General features: G+C 57.0%; 15 protein-coding genes. 4 read left to right on the forward strand and 11 right to left on the reverse strand.

Annotated elements, in window-relative coordinates; translation table 11 throughout:
• Window positions 1-67: 67 nt before the first annotated feature.
• Window positions 68-1036, reverse strand: coding sequence for a phosphoserine phosphatase (serB, locus tag INF58_RS01855; protein WP_107534658.1), 969 nt, complete (start codon window positions 1034-1036; stop codon window positions 68-70).
• A 117-nt stretch (window positions 1037-1153) separates the two neighbouring features.
• Here serB and INF58_RS01860 point away from each other — a divergent pair, with 117 nt between their 5' ends.
• Both INF58_RS01860 and lplA read left to right on the forward strand, forming a co-directional pair.
• Window positions 1154-1798, forward strand: coding sequence for a YtjB family periplasmic protein (locus INF58_RS01860; protein WP_064910148.1), 645 nt, complete (start codon window positions 1154-1156; stop codon window positions 1796-1798).
• Window positions 1799-1837: 39 nt separating this feature from the next.
• Window positions 1838-2854: a lipoate--protein ligase LplA gene (gene lplA, locus INF58_RS01865; protein WP_193526872.1), complete on the forward strand. Its 1017-nt coding sequence runs from the start codon at window positions 1838-1840 to the stop codon at window positions 2852-2854.
• Window positions 2855-2939: 85 nt separating this feature from the next.
• On the opposite strand, the gene deoD is transcribed toward lplA, so the two are convergent.
• The 4 genes from deoD to deoC all read right to left on the reverse strand — a co-directional run bounded on the left by deoD (window position 2940) and on the right by deoC (window position 7244).
• The gene (gene deoD / locus INF58_RS01870) at window positions 2940-3659 is read right to left on the reverse strand and encodes a purine-nucleoside phosphorylase (RefSeq protein WP_003856538.1); all 720 of its coding nucleotides are present in this window, start codon (window positions 3657-3659) and stop codon (window positions 2940-2942) included.
• A 102-nt stretch (window positions 3660-3761) separates the two neighbouring features.
• Window positions 3762-4985 carry a phosphopentomutase gene (deoB, locus tag INF58_RS01875; RefSeq protein ID WP_063867407.1) on the reverse strand — a complete coding sequence of 408 codons (1224 nt, stop codon included), beginning with the start codon at window positions 4983-4985 and terminating at the stop codon, window positions 3762-3764.
• 53 nt (window positions 4986-5038) lie between these two features.
• Window positions 5039-6361 (reverse strand): thymidine phosphorylase, encoded by a 1323-nt coding sequence (deoA, locus tag INF58_RS01880; RefSeq protein ID WP_063867522.1) that lies wholly within the window; start codon window positions 6359-6361, stop codon window positions 5039-5041.
• 103 nt (window positions 6362-6464) lie between these two features.
• Entirely contained in the window at window positions 6465-7244 is a 780-nt protein-coding gene (gene deoC / locus INF58_RS01885) for a deoxyribose-phosphate aldolase (RefSeq protein ID WP_063867406.1), read from the reverse strand.
• A gap of 263 nt (window positions 7245-7507) precedes the next feature.
• Between deoC and INF58_RS01890 the strand changes: the two genes are divergently transcribed.
• Window positions 7508-9043, forward strand: coding sequence for a YjjI family glycine radical enzyme (locus INF58_RS01890; RefSeq protein ID WP_193526873.1), 1536 nt, complete (start codon window positions 7508-7510; stop codon window positions 9041-9043).
• Window positions 9018-9878: a YjjW family glycine radical enzyme activase gene (locus INF58_RS01895; protein WP_193526874.1), complete on the forward strand. Its 861-nt coding sequence runs from the start codon at window positions 9018-9020 to the stop codon at window positions 9876-9878. Before INF58_RS01890 ends, INF58_RS01895 begins: the two co-directional genes overlap by 26 nt.
• Here INF58_RS01895 and INF58_RS01900 read toward each other — a convergent pair.
• The 6 genes from INF58_RS01900 to yjjG all read right to left on the reverse strand — a co-directional run bounded on the left by INF58_RS01900 (window position 9873) and on the right by yjjG (window position 15397).
• Window positions 9873-10655, reverse strand: coding sequence for a TatD family hydrolase (locus INF58_RS01900; protein WP_193526875.1), 783 nt, complete (start codon window positions 10653-10655; stop codon window positions 9873-9875). The genes INF58_RS01895 and INF58_RS01900 overlap by 6 nt on opposite strands.
• Entirely contained in the window at window positions 10652-11704 is a 1053-nt protein-coding gene (locus INF58_RS01905) for a patatin family protein (protein ID WP_193526876.1), read from the reverse strand. The genes INF58_RS01900 and INF58_RS01905 overlap by 4 nt, the downstream gene beginning before the upstream one ends.
• A 122-nt stretch (window positions 11705-11826) precedes the next feature.
• Window positions 11827-11988 carry a DUF1328 domain-containing protein gene (locus tag INF58_RS01910; RefSeq protein ID WP_003856556.1) on the reverse strand — a complete coding sequence of 54 codons (162 nt, stop codon included), beginning with the start codon at window positions 11986-11988 and terminating at the stop codon, window positions 11827-11829.
• 127 nt (window positions 11989-12115) lie between these two features.
• Window positions 12116-12733 (reverse strand): molecular chaperone OsmY, encoded by a 618-nt coding sequence (gene osmY, locus INF58_RS01915; protein ID WP_193526877.1) that lies wholly within the window; start codon window positions 12731-12733, stop codon window positions 12116-12118.
• A 304-nt stretch (window positions 12734-13037) separates the two neighbouring features.
• A complete protein-coding gene (gene prfC / locus INF58_RS01920) occupies window positions 13038-14627 on the reverse strand; it encodes a peptide chain release factor 3 (protein WP_063450728.1) in 1590 nt (529 codons plus the stop codon).
• Window positions 14628-14719: 92 nt separating this feature from the next.
• Window positions 14720-15397 (reverse strand): pyrimidine 5'-nucleotidase, encoded by a 678-nt coding sequence (gene yjjG, locus INF58_RS01925; protein ID WP_193526878.1) that lies wholly within the window; start codon window positions 15395-15397, stop codon window positions 14720-14722.
• Window positions 15398-15406 lie beyond the last annotated feature (9 nt).

The following is a 15406-nucleotide window of genomic DNA, read 5'->3' on the forward strand; positions in this document are numbered from 1 at the left end:
CTCGTTATTTCTGTGCGGCCTGCGTGCCGGGTGGCGCTTACGCTTACCCGGCCTACAACGCAGACCGTTATTTCTGGTTGATGCTGCCGGAGAGAATGCAGAACACCCCCATCAGGTCAGCGTGACGGATAGTGACTTCCGTCTTTTCATTCACTTTTGGCTTGGCGTGGTAGGCAATACCCAGACCGGCAGCTTTGATCATCGGCAGATCGTTCGCGCCATCGCCGATGGCGACGGTCTGCTCGACCGGAACGTCATATTTTTCCGCCAGACGCGTCAGCGTACTGGCTTTGTACTGCGCATCCACGATGTCGCCGATGACCTGTCCGGTCAGCTTGCCGTCCATGATCTCCAGCTCGTTTGCCACCACGGTGGTCAGACGCAGCTTGTCACGCAGGTAATCGGCAAAGAAGGTGAACCCGCCGGAGGCAATCGCCACTTTCCAGCCGAGCGTCTCCAGCTTGAGCACCAGCTGCGTCAGCCCCGGCATCAGGGGCAGTTCATCGCGCACCTGACGCAAAATGTTCGCATCGGCTCCCTTCAGGGTCGCCACGCGTTGTCTCAGGCTGGCGGTGAAATCCAGCTCGCCGCGCATCGCGCGCTCGGTGACGTCCGCCACCAGCTCGCCGCTGCCCGCCAGTTTAGCGATCTCGTCGATACATTCGATCTGAATGGCGGTAGAGTCCATGTCCATCACCAGCAGGCCCGGCGTTTTCAGGTGCGGGATCTTGCCGAGCGGGGCAACGTCCAGCCCGGCATCGTGCGCCAGGCGCGTGGCGCGCTGCGTCAGGGAACCCGCGAGGCGAATGACCTGATAATCTTCCACGCACCAGGCCGCAACGATGACCATCGCTGCGCCCAGTTTGGTTTGATACTGGGTCAGGCGTTGCTTATCCAGGCCGCGTCCGTACAGCAGCCAGCCGCTACGGCCAGCGTGGTAATCGAGGGGCATCACCTCATCGCCACTTAACGAGAGCGGCAATCCTGGCCATAAAGAGACATCCGTTGGCAGGTCGCACCAGGTAATGTTCGGCATTGAAGCTCCTGTAATTTCGTTCGCGCCGGAAGGTTCCAGAGGGAAAATAACGCATGAGGCTACCCTGTAACCATCACTTCTGGCAACATTAAGCCGTAAATTTTCAGCAGGTGGAATATGGCTCGCGCAAAACTGAAATTCCGGCTTCATCGCGCCGTGATTGTCCTTATCTGTCTCGCCCTGTTAGTGGCGCTGATGCAGGGGGCATCCTGGTTTAGCCAGAATCACCAACGGCAACGTAACCCGCAGTTTGAAGAGCTGGCCCGCACGCTGGCGCGCCAGGTGACGCTTAACGTCGCGCCGTCTATGCGTACCGAAACGCCGGACGACAAGCGGATAGCCCAGGTATTGCGCCAGCTCACGGAAAACAGCCGTATTCTGGACGCAGGCGTGTACGATGAACAGGGCGACCTGATTGCCCGCGCGGGTGAGCATGTCGACGTGCGCGACAGGCTGGCGCTGGACGGCAAAAAAGCCGGCGGTTATTTCAATCAGCAAATCGTCGAACCTATTGAGGGCAAAAATGGTCCGCTCGGCTATTTACGCCTGACGCTCGATACCCACACCCTGCCAACCGAAGCCAAACAGGTGGATAACACCACCAATATTTTGCGCCTGATGCTGCTCCTCTCGCTGGCGATTGGCGTGGTACTGGCGCGTACGCTGCTGCAAGGCAAACGTACCCGCTGGCAGCAGTCGCCGTTCCTGCTAACCGCCAGCAAGCCGGTTCCCGAAGAGGAAGAGAGCGAGAAGAAAGAATAGTGATAAAGTAGGCAGATGATTCGGAAAAGGAACTCTGCCATGACGACGTTACGCCTGCTTATCTCTGACTCTTACGATCCCTGGTTTAATCTCGCGGTGGAAGAGTGCATCTTCCGCCAGATGCCCGCCACTCAGCGCGTGCTGTTTCTCTGGCGCAACGCCGATACGGTCGTCATTGGCCGCGCGCAAAACCCGTGGAAAGAGTGTAACACCCGCCGTATGGAAGAGGACAACGTCCGCCTTGCGCGCCGCAGCAGCGGCGGCGGCGCGGTGTTTCACGATCTGGGCAATACCTGCTTTACCTTTATGGCGGGCAAGCCTGAATACGATAAAACCATCTCGACCGCCATTGTCCTCAACGCGCTCAACGCGCTCGGCGTGAAGGCCGAAGCCTCCGGACGTAACGATCTGGTCGTGAAAACGCCCGAGGGCGACCGGAAAGTGTCAGGCTCCGCCTACCGCGAAACCCTGGATCGCGGATTCCACCACGGTACCCTCCTGCTGAACGCCGACCTGAGCCGTCTGGCGAACTACCTCAACCCGGACAAGAAAAAGCTCCAGGCGAAAGGGATCACCTCCGTACGCGGTCGCGTGACGAATCTGGTGGAACTGCTGCCGGGCATTACCCACGAGCAAATTTGCGATGCGATTCGTGAAGCCTTCTTTGAGCATTACGGCGAGCGCGTGGAGGCGGAAGTGATCTCCCCCGATAAGACCCCCGACCTGCCCAACTTCGCTGAAACCTTTGCCCGCCAGAGCAGCTGGGAGTGGAACTTCGGCCAGGCACCGGCGTTTTCACACCTGCTGGACGAGCGCTTCACCTGGGGCGGCGTGGAGCTGCACTTTGACGTGGAAAAAGGCCATATCACCCGTACGCAGGTGTTTACCGATAGCCTGAATCCGGCACCGCTGGAGGCGCTGGCGGCACGGTTGCAGGGCTGTTTGTATCGGGCGGATATGCTGCAACAGGAGTGTGACGCGTTACTCGTTGATTTTCCGGAACAGGAACAAGAGTTGCGGGACTTATCGGCGTGGATTGCGCAGGCAGTACGCTAGTAAAAAAGCCCGCTGGCGCTGCGCTTAGCGGGCCTGGAAAACCGTAGGCCGGGTCAGGCGAAGCCGCCACCCGGCACAACAGCTTTTACTCTTTATCGCCCAGCAGAACGGATTCCAGCGCGATTTTGATCATGTCGTTGAAGGTGGTCTGACGCTCGGCAGCGGTGGTCTGCTCGTGGGTACGGATGTGGTCAGACACGGTGCAGATGGTCAGCGCTTTCGCACCAAACTCAGCCGCCACGCCGTAGATACCGGCCGCTTCCATTTCCACGCCCAGGATGCCGTATTTTTCCATCACGTCGAACATGTCGCCTTCTGGCGAGTAGAACAGATCGGCAGAGAACAGGTTACCCACGCGCGCGTCAACGCCCAGTGCTTTTGCCGCGTCAACCGCGTTACGCACCATGTCGAAGTCGGCGATTGCCGCAAAATCGTGATCCTTAAAGCGGATGCGGTTAACTTTAGAGTCGGTACACGCGCCCATGCCGATCACCACGTCACGCAGCTTAACGTCCATACGCACCGCACCGCAGGAGCCAACGCGGATGATTTTCTTCACGCCGAAATCGGTGATCAGCTCTTTGGTGTAGATGGAGCAGGACGGGATACCCATACCGTGGCCCATTACGGAGATCTTGCGGCCTTTATAGGTACCGGTGAAGCCCAGCATGCCGCGCACGTTGTTCACTTCACGCACGTCTTCGAGGAAAGTTTCTGCAATGTGCTTCGCGCGCAGCGGGTCGCCAGGCATCAATACGACGTCAGCGAAATCACCCATTTCTGCATTAATGTGAGGAGTTGCCATCTTCAGTTCCTTTTCATTTGTTTTTTTGCCCGGTGGCGCTTCGCTTACCGGGCCTACGGTTTTGTAGGCCGGGTAAGGCGCAGCCGCCACCCGGCAATGACATCAGAACATAGCCTTGCCATATTCCATGTCAGACGTACCAAAGTATTTCGCAATCGTCTGGCCGATGTCCGCGAAGGTTTCACGGTGCCCCAGCGAACCCGGTTTTACTTTCGGGCCGTACACCAGCACCGGAATATGCTCGCGGGTGTGGTCGGTACCGGTCCAGGTTGGGTCACAGCCGTGGTCGGCGGTCAGGATCAGAATATCATCTTCCCCCACCAGCTCCATCAGCTCTGGCAGACGGCGGTCGAACAGCTCCAGCCCTGCCGCGTAACCGGCTACATCGCGACGGTGGCCCCAGGAGGAGTCGAAGTCCACGAAGTTGGTGAAGACAATGGTCTTATCGCCCGCCTCTTTCATCTCTTTGATGGTAGCGTCGAACAGCGCATCCAGACCGGTCGCTTTGACCTTTTTGGTAATGCCGCAGTTGGCGTAAATGTCCGCGATTTTACCCACGGAAACCACCTGACCGCCTTTCTCGTCGACGAGCTTTTGCAGCACGGTAGGTGCCGGTGGCTCAACGGCCAGGTCGTGACGGTTACCGGTACGCTGGAAGTTACCCGCTTTGTCGCCGATAAACGGACGTGCGATCACGCGGCCAATGTTGTAGCCGCCTTCGGTCAGCTCTTCACGGGCGATTTCGCACAGCTCGTAGAGTTTATCCAGGCCAAACGTCTCTTCGTGGCAGGCAATCTGGAACACGGAGTCAGCAGAGGTGTAGAAAATCGGCTTGCCGGTTTTCATGTGCTCTTCGCCGAGCTGATCCAGAATCACGGTACCGGAAGAGTGGCAGTTACCGAGGTAGCCCGGCAGGTTGGCGCGCTTCACCAGCTTATCGAGCAGCTCCTGCGGGAAGCTGTTCTCGTGATCGGAGAAGTAACCCCAGTCGAACAGCACCGGCACACCGGCGATTTCCCAGTGGCCGGACGGGGTATCTTTCCCGGAAGAGAGCTCGTGCGCCCAGGCGTAGGCGCCCACGACTTCCGCGTTACCGTCCATACCGGCTGCGATTTTACCGGTAGAGCCTTCATGCGCTTTTACCAGCCCGAGGCGGGTCAGATTTGGCAGGTTCAGAGGGCCTTTACGACCGTTATCCGCTTCGCCTTTTGCACAGGCTTCCGCGATGTGACCCAGGGTATCGGAACCCACGTCACCAAAACGTTCTGCATCTTCGGTTGCGCCGATGCCGAATGAGTCCAGCACCATAATAAATGCACGTTTCATAATTGTTCTCCGTACTTAGTGCTTCATAAAAATGCGATCAGATCAGTATACCGCTATTCGGTGATACGACGATAGACCGTCGGTGTGGTTTCCGGTGCTTTATCGTCAAGAGATATTGCCGCTTTCACCGCTTTCGCCGCGTCCTGCCAGCTGGCTTCGTCCTTCGCGTGGATCACCGCCAGCGGACGTTGACCGTCAACGCTGTCGCCCAGACGGGCCATATCGGTAAAGCCGACGCTGTAATCAATGGTGTCCGATGCCTGGCGACGACCGCCGCCCATAGACACGACAGCCATGCCGAGCGCGCGGGTGTCCATGGCGGAGACAAAACCTTCGCTGTCCGCGTAGACCGCCTTGCTGAGCATCGCGGTTGGCAGGTATTTCGCGTAGTTTTCCACGAAGTCGGTCGGGCCTTTCTGCGCCGCCACCATACGGCCAAAGATCTCCGCCGCTTTGCCGTTGTCCAGCACCGCCTGAAGCTTCGCGCGGGCTTCCGCATCGTCTTTGGCCAGCTTGCCGGAAATCAGCATCTCCACGCACAGCGCCATGGTGACGTCGAACAGGCGCGGGTTGCGGTATTCACCCGTCAGGAACTGCACGGCCTCGCGCACTTCAACCGCGTTACCGGCGCTGGAGGCCAGCACCTGGTTCATGTCCGTAAGCAGCGCGGTGGTGCGCACGCCTGCGCCGTTGGAGACGCCAACGATCGCTTCGGCAAGCTGAGCAGAGAGTTCATAGGTCGGCATAAACGCGCCGCTGCCCACCTTCACGTCCATCACCAGCGCGTCCAGCCCTTCCGCCAGTTTTTTGGCAAGGATAGAGGCGGTGATCAGCGGGATGGAGTCTACGGTGGCGGTAATATCGCGCGTCGCGTAAAAACGCTTGTCTGCCGGCGCAAGAGAGCTGGTCTGGCCGATAATCGCCACGCCAACGTCTTTAATAATCTCGCGGAAGCGATTGTCATCCGGGAAGATATCGAAGCCCGGAATGGCTTCCAGTTTGTCGAGCGTACCGCCGGTGTGGCCCAGGCCGCGCCCGGAGATCATGGGAACGTAACCGCCGCAGGCTGCCACCATAGGGCCGAGCATCAGCGAAGTCACATCCCCCACGCCGCCGGTGGAATGTTTGTCCACAATCGGGCCGTTAAGGTTAAGGCTTTTCCAGTCCAGAACGGTTCCTGAATCTCGCATCGCCATGGTCAGCGACACGCGCTCAGGCATCGACATATCGTGGAAGAAAATGGTCATCGCCAGAGCAGCAATCTGCCCTTCTGAGACGGTGTTGTCACGAATGCCGTTGATGAAGAAGCGGATCTCTTCGTCGCTTAAAGCAAGACCATCACGTTTTTTACGAATAATTTCTTGTGCGAGAAACACGGTAACCTCCATGCGGAATCGGGGGAGTTGTGGCGGGTACACTTACCCGCCCTACGATCCTGTGGGCCGGATAAGCGAAGCGTCATCCGGCATTGTCTGGCAATCAGTAGCTGCTTGCGCTCTTACCGTCGCCGTGACCCAGCGCTTTCAGCAGGCTGGCCAGCAGGCTGGACGCGCCGAAACGGTAGTGACGGGAATCCGCCCAGTCGGCACCAAACAGTTCGTCGGCAATCGCCAGGAACTGCTGCGCGTCTTCGGCAGTACGTACGCCGCCCGCAGGTTTGAAGCCAACGGTTTTGGATACGCCCATATCGCGAATGACTTCCATCATGATGCGCGCGCTTTCCGGCGTGGCGTTGACGGGCACTTTACCGGTAGAGGTTTTGATGAAATCTGCGCCAGCGTTGATGGAAATTTCAGATGCTTTACGAATCAGCGCTTCTTCTTTCAGCTCGCCGGTTTCGATGATCACTTTCAGCAGCACGTTTGCCGCCGCACAGGCGTCTTTACAGGCTTTCACCAGGTCAAAGCCAACCTGCTCATTGCCGGCAATCAGCGCACGGTACGGGAACACCACGTCAACTTCGTCTGCGCCGTAGGCAATCGCCGCGCGGGTTTCCGCCAGCGCAATCTCAATGTCGTCATTGCCGTGCGGGAAGTTAGTCACGGTTGCAATGCGCACGTCCGGCGTGCCCTGCTCTTTCAGCGTTTTGCGGGCAATCGGGATAAAGCGCGGGTAGATACAAACGGCGGCGGTGTTACCCACTGGCGTTTTCGCCTGATGGCACAGGGCGATGACTTTTTCATTGGTGTCGTCATCGTTCAGGGTGGTCAGGTCCATCAGCTTCAACGCGCGCAGGCTGCTTGCAGTTAAATCGGTCATAACATTCTCCAACGGCAGTGCCGTATCAATTTTACCTTGCGGGTCTGTGAGTATTCTAACATTCACCCGCCTCTACACTTCGACATTCATCACAGTTAATGAAAACTGTGTGCAAATTTGCATTACTGTAATGAGATCTTCTTCAAACTTTCATGCGCCAACCGCCGACTAAAGCAGCGATACCCCCTGTCGGATCAAAAGCGCCAACGGGCTGGCTTTCTACAATTCGTTCACCATCCGCAGAACCCTCAAGGAAGTTGAACATGCCCGACGCCCTGCAACAACGATGCCAGCACATTGTGACAAGCCCGGTGTTAACCCCGGAACAAAAACGTCATTTTCTGGCGCTGGAAGCGGAAAACAATCTGCCCTATCCCGCTCTGCCAGAGGCGGCACGCGCCGCGCTGGATGAGGGATTTATCTGCGACATGTTCGAAGGCCATGCGCCTTACAAACCGCGCTACGTGCTGCCGGACTACGCTAAATTCCTGGCTAACGGTTCAGAATGGCTGGAGCTGGAAGGGGCGAACGATCTGGATGATGCCCTCTCGCTGCTCACTATCCTTTACCACCACGTTCCGTCCGTCACGTCCATGCCGGTCTATCTGGGCCAGCTCGATGAAATCCTCAGTCCTTATGTTAAAATTCTAACACAGGATGAAATCGATAGCCGAATAAAACGTTTTTGGCGCTATCTGGACCGCACCCTGCCAGACGCCTTTATGCATGCCAATATCGGCCCGGCGGATACGCCCGTCACCCGCGCCATTCTGCGCGCAGATGCTGAACTGAAGCAGGTTGCGCCGAATCTGACCTTTATCTACGACCCGGACGTTACCCCCGACGATTTGCTGCTGAGCGTGGCGAAAAACATTTGTGAGTGCAGCAAGCCGCATATTTCCAACGGTCCGGTGAATGATAAAATTTTCACAAAAGGTCGCTATGGCGTGGTGAGCTGTTACAACTCCCTGCCGCTCGCAGGCGGTGGCAGCACGCTGGTGCGCCTTAACCTGAAAGCGATTGCGGAGCACAGCCACTCCCCGGAAGACTTTTTCACCCGTACCCTGCCGCACTACTGTCAGCAGCAAATCGCAATAATCGACGCGCGCTGCGATTTTTTATATGAGCAGTCCGGCTTCTTTGAGAATAGCTTCCTGGTAAAAGAGGGGCTGATTGATGCCGATCGTTTTGTGCCGATGTTTGGTATGTACGGCCTGGCCGAAGCGGTGAACGTACTGTGCGAGAAAGCAGGCATAGCGGGACGGTACGGTAAAAGCGAGCAGGCCAATGCGCTGGGCTACCGCATCAGTGAACAGCTTGCGGCGTTTGTTGAAAACACGCCGGTGAAACACGGCTGGCAGCATCGCGCAATGCTGCATGCGCAGTCAGGGATCAGTTCTGATTCGGGCACCACGCCGGGGGCGCGTCTGCCGTACGGTGACGAGCCGGATCCCATCAGCCACCTGCTCGCCGTAGCGCCACACCATAAACACTATCACTCGGGAATCAGCGATATTCTCACCCTGGATGAGACGGTCAAACGCAATCCTCAGGCGGTGGTGCAGCTGTGCCTGGGGGCGTTCAATGCCGGTATGCGTGAATTCACCGCGAATGTGGCGGGAAACGACCTGGTGCGCGTGACCGGGTATATGGTTCGCTTGTCGGATATGGAGAAATACCGGGAAGCGGGTTCGAGAACGAACACCACGTGGCTGGGCGAAGAGGCCGCACGCAATACCCGTATTCTGGAACGTCAGCCGCGCGTGATTAGCCATGAACAGCAGATGCGCTTTAGTTAGTCAGGTCATCCCCTTCTCCTGCGTGGACGGGCCGGGCAGCCGCCTGGCGTTGTTCCTTCAGGGCTGTAACCTGCGCTGCAAAACCTGCCACAATCCGTGGACGATAGGGCGCTGCAACGACTGCGGCGACTGTGTTCCTCACTGCCCTCATGACGCGCTGACTCTTCAGGCCGGGCGCGTCTGGTGGCAGGAAAGTCACTGTCAGCAGTGCGACACCTGTCTGCACCTGTGTCCACAGCAGGCGACGCCGATGGCGCAGCGCTACAGCGTCGAGGAGATCCTCGCCCGGGTCCGCACGTCCGCGCCTTTTATTGAGGGCGTGACCGTCAGCGGGGGTGAAGCCACCACACAGCTGCCGTTTGTGGTGGCGCTGTTCACCGCGATCAAAGCCGATCCGTCCCTGCGCCATCTGACGTGCCTGGTAGACAGCAACGGTATGTTAAGCGAAACCGGCTGGCAAAAGCTGTTACCGGTGTTTGACGGCGCGATGGTGGATCTGAAAGCCTGGGGCAATGAGCATCACCGTTTTCTGACCGGGCGCGAAAATTCGCTGATCAAGCAGAGCATACGCTGGCTGGCCGAGCGTCATCGCCTGACGGAGCTGCGCCTGCTGGCGATCCCCGATCGGTGTGATTATCTGCAACATCTGCCATCGCTGACCGCTTTTATCCACGCGTTGGGGAACGTTCCGGTGCGGATCAACGCGTTTCATGCCCATGGAGTTTACAGGGAGGCGGCGCAATGGCGGAGCGCCACGCCGGAGGACGTCGAGCCGCTGGCGCGGGCGCTGGAACAGCAGCACATTACGGTGATCCGCCCGGCCCTTTATCTATAGCGTGATGCCAAAGACCGCGCGGGTATTTTCCAGCAGCGCGCCGGCAATCACCTCTTCAGGCTCCTGACGCAGTTCACACAGCACGTCAAAAACGCGCGCCGCCTGCTCCGGGCGGTTGGGCTGGCCCTGAAAACCATTCAGCGGCATGTCAGGCGCATCCGTTTCCAGCAGGAGCGAAGACAGGGGGAGTTGCGCCATCACGTCGCGGGTTTTGCTGGCTCGCGGATAGGTGATGGTGCCGCCGACGCCAATCTTATAGCCCAGCCCGATAAAACGCTGCGCCTGCTGAAGGCTGCCGGCGAAACCGTGGACCACGCCCGTGCGCGGCAAATCGATGCGCTTCAGGTGCATCGCCAGTTTGTCATGGGTACGTCTGGAGTGGAGGATCACCGGCAGATCGTGGCGCTTTGCCAGCCGGAGCTGCGCATCCAGGATCGTCTGCTGGCGTTCAAACTGCGGATCTTCACGATAGAGATCGAGGCCGATCTCCCCGATGGCAACCAGCTTCTTATCCGCGTTTTGCAGCGAGGCATCCAGCCTGTCGATATGTTCATCAAGATGGTGCTCAATCACGATCGGATGCAGACCCAGCGCGGCGTACAGCGCATCGTGAACGCGGGCAAGTTCCAGGACGTTCTCAAACCTCGCCGCCTCAATAGCCGGGACAATAATGGCCCTCACGCCGGCCTGACCCGCGCGCGCGATACTTGCGGCTTCCTCACCGCTAAACGGGGGGAAATCAAAGTGGCAATGGGTATCGATAAAGCAGTGCGTCACGCCAGATCCTCGTTATCGAGTAAACCATCGTTGGCCTGTGGCGCGTCCACCAGCGGCATCGCCACCGCGTCATTGGCCACAACGGCGGGCGGCAATATGATGCTTTTATGCCGATGAAGAGGCGGTTGCTCGGCCAGCATTTTCCCGACGGTCGCCAGGAAGTAACGCCCGCACAGCCGCCCCGTTTTGTAGTCCATACGCAACGCAGGCAGCCGGCTGCCCAGCGCCATGCTCAGCAGCGGCTTAGGCGGATAAATTTCAAAGATGCGCAGCTTGCCCGGGGGTTTTTCAATAAAGCGCTGCATCGCGCCGTAGGTCGTTTCATGCTGCTTTGCGATATTTACCAGCGGTTGCAGGCTGCTGTCGCCCAGCCAGCGTTCCATACGCTTAAACCACTGTGGGGTGTAATACATCTGCGAAGGCACCGTGCGGATCACCACAATGGTGTTCGCCCCGCGCCGCGCCGCCTCCTGTACCGGCACCGCGTCGCTGATACCGCCATCAAGATAGCTGATCCCCTCCAGCAGCGCGCCGGTGCGGTAGAAACCGGGGATCGCGCTGGAGGCGCGGATGATATCCAGCCAGTTCTCTTTCTCCGGCGAAAAGTAACCCGGTGAATAGTCATCGCCGCGGCTGGCGCACATCCAGAACTCTTTTCCGGTATCGAACTGTCGTGACGCGGTATCCATGGCCAGCGGCATCTGGCTGGAGGTGGCATCCAGCAGCCAGTCGAGATCGATCAGGTTCCCGCCGCGCACGAAGCGTACCGGGTTGAAGAACGCTTTGGAGGTGGTGTAGCGCATAATCACTTTGCGCGCATAGCCGGGCTGGTTACAGACGTAGGCAGAGAGATTCTGCGCCCCGGCAGAGGTGCCGAAATAGAGATCGAACGGGTTAAACTCAGCGCGCATAAATTCGTCCAGCACGCCTGCTGTGAAAATACCGCGCTGTCCGCCCCCTTCACAGACCAGCGCAAGCTGGCCTGCATGGAATGGTTTTAACGTCAGCGGCGCAATATTGCCGATCGTCACGGGAATTCGCTGCCCCACCTCTGCCTTCCTGTTTTCATTATTATGTTCAGACACAGTAACGCAGATCCCTGCCGGTTCTCAAACGAGAAAAAGCCAGTCACGAGGACTGGCTTGAGTTTGTTTAATGAATATTGCGTTTGCTACGGGCGACGTCGACCCGTAAACAGGCTCACCAGGAACAGAATAATACCGACGACGAAGACAATTTTCGCTGCCCATGCCGCGGTACCCGCCAGTCCACCAAAGCCCAATGCGGCGGCAATTAACGCGATAACCAGAAATATAATGCCCCAACGAAACATAAGCCTCTCCTTTACCATAGTTAATGTCGGCCGCTAAACGTGAGCGCTCAGGCCACTCACCGGCGTTTTTCCAGAGTCGTTTTTATTTCGCCCGCGGCGTTAAGCCAGACGGGCGAGTGGTGCTGCTTTACTTCGTTTTCAGATCGTTTTTAACGTTTTTCACACCATCAATCGCTTTCGCAATTGATTCAGCACGATCGCTTTGTGCCTGGTTCTCAACCGTACCGGACAGCTGAACCACACCATCGGTGGTTTCAACTTTCACCATACGGGACGGCACGATGTCATCTGCTAACAGTTTAGCTTTGATTTCGCTGGTAGTTGCTGCATCTCCGGCATAACCCTTCACCGAAGACTCTTTGCTGTCACGTACGTGCAGTTTGTCGCTGACGGAGCTTACGCCCTCAACGCCTTTGGCCACTTTAACGGCCTCTTCGGCCTGGGTCTGGCTTTCAACGAAACCGCTCAGGGTGACAACCTTGTTGTCGGTTTTAACAGAAATATCGGTGCTCTTAATGGATTCATGATCCACCAGTGCGGCTTTCACTTTTGCTGTGATAGAGCTGTCATCCATGAAATTACCGACTTTATTCATAGAGCTATCGATTTTTTCCCCTGCGGTATTGGCGGTATTTTGCGCTTTATCCATGGTGCTGGTTTCTGCCAGAGCAGAACCGCTTACCAGGACACTACCCAACGTTACAGCCAGCAGAGTTTTAGAAATCTTCAGTCTTGTCATATTCATCGATTTATTCCTGTGTTTTGCCCGTTATTTGGGCGACATACTTCCCTAAATCTTGGTTTTATATATTGCGAATTAACACACGGGCGAAATGGAGAACCAGTGGACATGCATTGAACAGTTAATTCATCCATGCCCGGTGCTAAACACTGAGTTAAATATAGATCACAATTACGGGGGTGCATTCAGAATTGGGGAAAAAACGAACGAATAGCGAAAAATTGCGTTGAATTAAGAACATTCCGCAAGGGTTTAATAACACAGGAATTAAAGAAGAGCACGGCGGCTGCCGTGCTCTGAGAGGGAATTAATGCTCGCGCGTTTTGCGGAACTGAACGTCAGGATAACGTTCCTGCGTCAGGTTCAGGTTCACCATGGTCGGGGCGATATAGGTCAGATTATCGCCGCCATCCAGCGCCAGCTGAACTTCGTTCTTACGCTTAAATTCTTCGAATTTCTTCACGTCTGAACACTCAACCCAGCGCGCGGTCGCCACGTTCACCGATTCGTAAATCGCTTCCACGTTGTACTCGCTCTTAAGACGGGCAACCACCACGTCAAACTGAAGCACACCCACCGCGCCCACGATCAGATCGTTGTTGGCGATTGGGCGGAACACCTGTACAGCCCCCTCTTCGGAAAGCTGAACCAGGCCTTTCAGCAGCTGCTTCTGCTTCAGCGGATCGCGCAGGCGAATGCGGCGGAACAGTTCCGGCGCGAAGTTCGGGATACCGGTGAACTTCATCATTTCGCCCTGCGTGAAGGTATCGCCAATCTGAATTGTACCGTGGTTGTGCAGACCAATGATATCGCCCGGATAGGCTTCTTCCACGTGCGAACGGTCGCCCGCCATGAAGGTCAGCGCGTCGGAGATCACTACGTCTTTGCCGATACGCACCTGACGCAGCTTCATGCCCTTCTCGTATTTACCGGACACTACGCGCATAAAGGCGACGCGGTCGCGGTGTTTCGGATCCATGTTGGCCTGAATTTTAAAGACGAAGCCAGAGAACTTCTCTTCCTTCGCTTCGACTTCACGGGTATCGGTTTTACGCGGCATCGGCTGCGGGGCCCACTCAACCAGACCGTCGAGCATATGGTCAACGCCGAAGTTGCCGAGGGCGGTACCGAAGAAGACCGGGGTAATTTCGCCGCTCAGGAACAGCTCTCTGTCGAACTCGTGAGAGGCGCCTTGCACCAGCTCCAGCTCATCGCGCAGCTGGGCGGCCAGCTCTTCACCGACGGCGGCGTCCAGCTCCGGGTTGTCCAGACCTTTTACGATGCGGACTTCCTGAATGGTGTGGCCCTTACCGGTCTGGTACAGGTAGGTTTCGTCTTTATAGAGGTGATAAACCCCTTTGAACAGCTTGCCGCAGCCAATCGGCCAGGTGATGGGCGCGCAGGCGATCTTCAGCTCGTTTTCCACTTCATCCATCAGCTCCATCGGGTCACGGATGTCACGGTCGAGTTTGTTCATAAAGGTGAGGATCGGCGTATCGCGCAGACGGGTCACTTCCATCAGCTTGCGGGTACGATCTTCAACACCTTTCGCGGCGTCGATCACCATCAGGCAGCAGTCCACCGCCGTCAGGGTACGATAGGTATCTTCGGAGAAGTCTTCGTGCCCTGGGGTGTCCAGCAGGTTCACCAGGCAATCGTGATACGGGAACTGCATCACGGAGGTGGTAATCGAAATACCACGCTGCTTTTCCATCTCCATCCAGTCAGATTTTGCATGCTGGCTGGATCCACGGCCTTTAACGGTACCCGCGGTCTGGATCGCCTGTCCGAACAGCAACACCTTTTCGGTGATGGTCGTTTTACCGGCATCCGGGTGCGAGATAATGGCAAAAGTGCGGCGTTTGGCCACCTCTTGCAGATAAGGAGACAACGTCATAATCAATTCTTCTTAGGTAGGCGCGGCAGCAGGCCGCGCATCATGGAATACGAAAAATGCGGCTATTTTACCCATCAACAGGGGGCAGGCAATCATTGTTTACACAGGAGCTGCTCCAGTTCGTTCAATGACGTGACGGTCCAGGTCGGCTTGATGCCTTCCGGCAGCTCGCGACCATGCGCGTTCAGCCAGACGGTCGACAGACCCGATCTCATACCACCCAGAATATCAGATTCTGCGGTATCGCCCACCATTAGCACGCGATCGCGGTCAGGATTGCCAGCCTGCGCCAGCGCATAATCGAAAATACGCGGATCCGGCTTCGGTACGCCCACCTGCTCGGAGATCACCAGCGCGTCGAAATGATCGCGCAGGCCGGTACGCTCAAGGCGGATCTGCTGAAGCGCGGTAAAACCGTTGGTGATGATCCCAAGCTTCACCTTTCCTTTCAGCGAATCCAAAAGGGAAACGGCGCCGGGCAGCGGCGCGCAGATATCCGCCATCGCATTCAGGAACGCCTCGTTCAGCACACCTGGACTGACTTTTAACCGCTCCGCCCAGGCGTCAAAACGCTGATGCTGAAGCTGTAACGCAGTGATGGCTCCGTTCTGGTAGTCCACCCACAGCGGTTTATTCACCGCCTGATAGTCCTGAAAATCTTCAGCGGTGAAGGTCACGCTATAGTCGAGAAACATCCGCTGTAGGCCGCCGAACGAGTCAAACGTAAACAGCGTTTCGTCGGCATCAAAGAAAATCCAGTCCCATTTCATCGTTACAAC

Origin of the sequence: Enterobacter cloacae complex sp. P24RS (assembly GCF_014982165.1) — a bacterium.
In the GTDB taxonomy this organism is placed as follows: Bacteria; Pseudomonadota; Gammaproteobacteria; order Enterobacterales; family Enterobacteriaceae; genus Enterobacter; species Enterobacter quasihormaechei.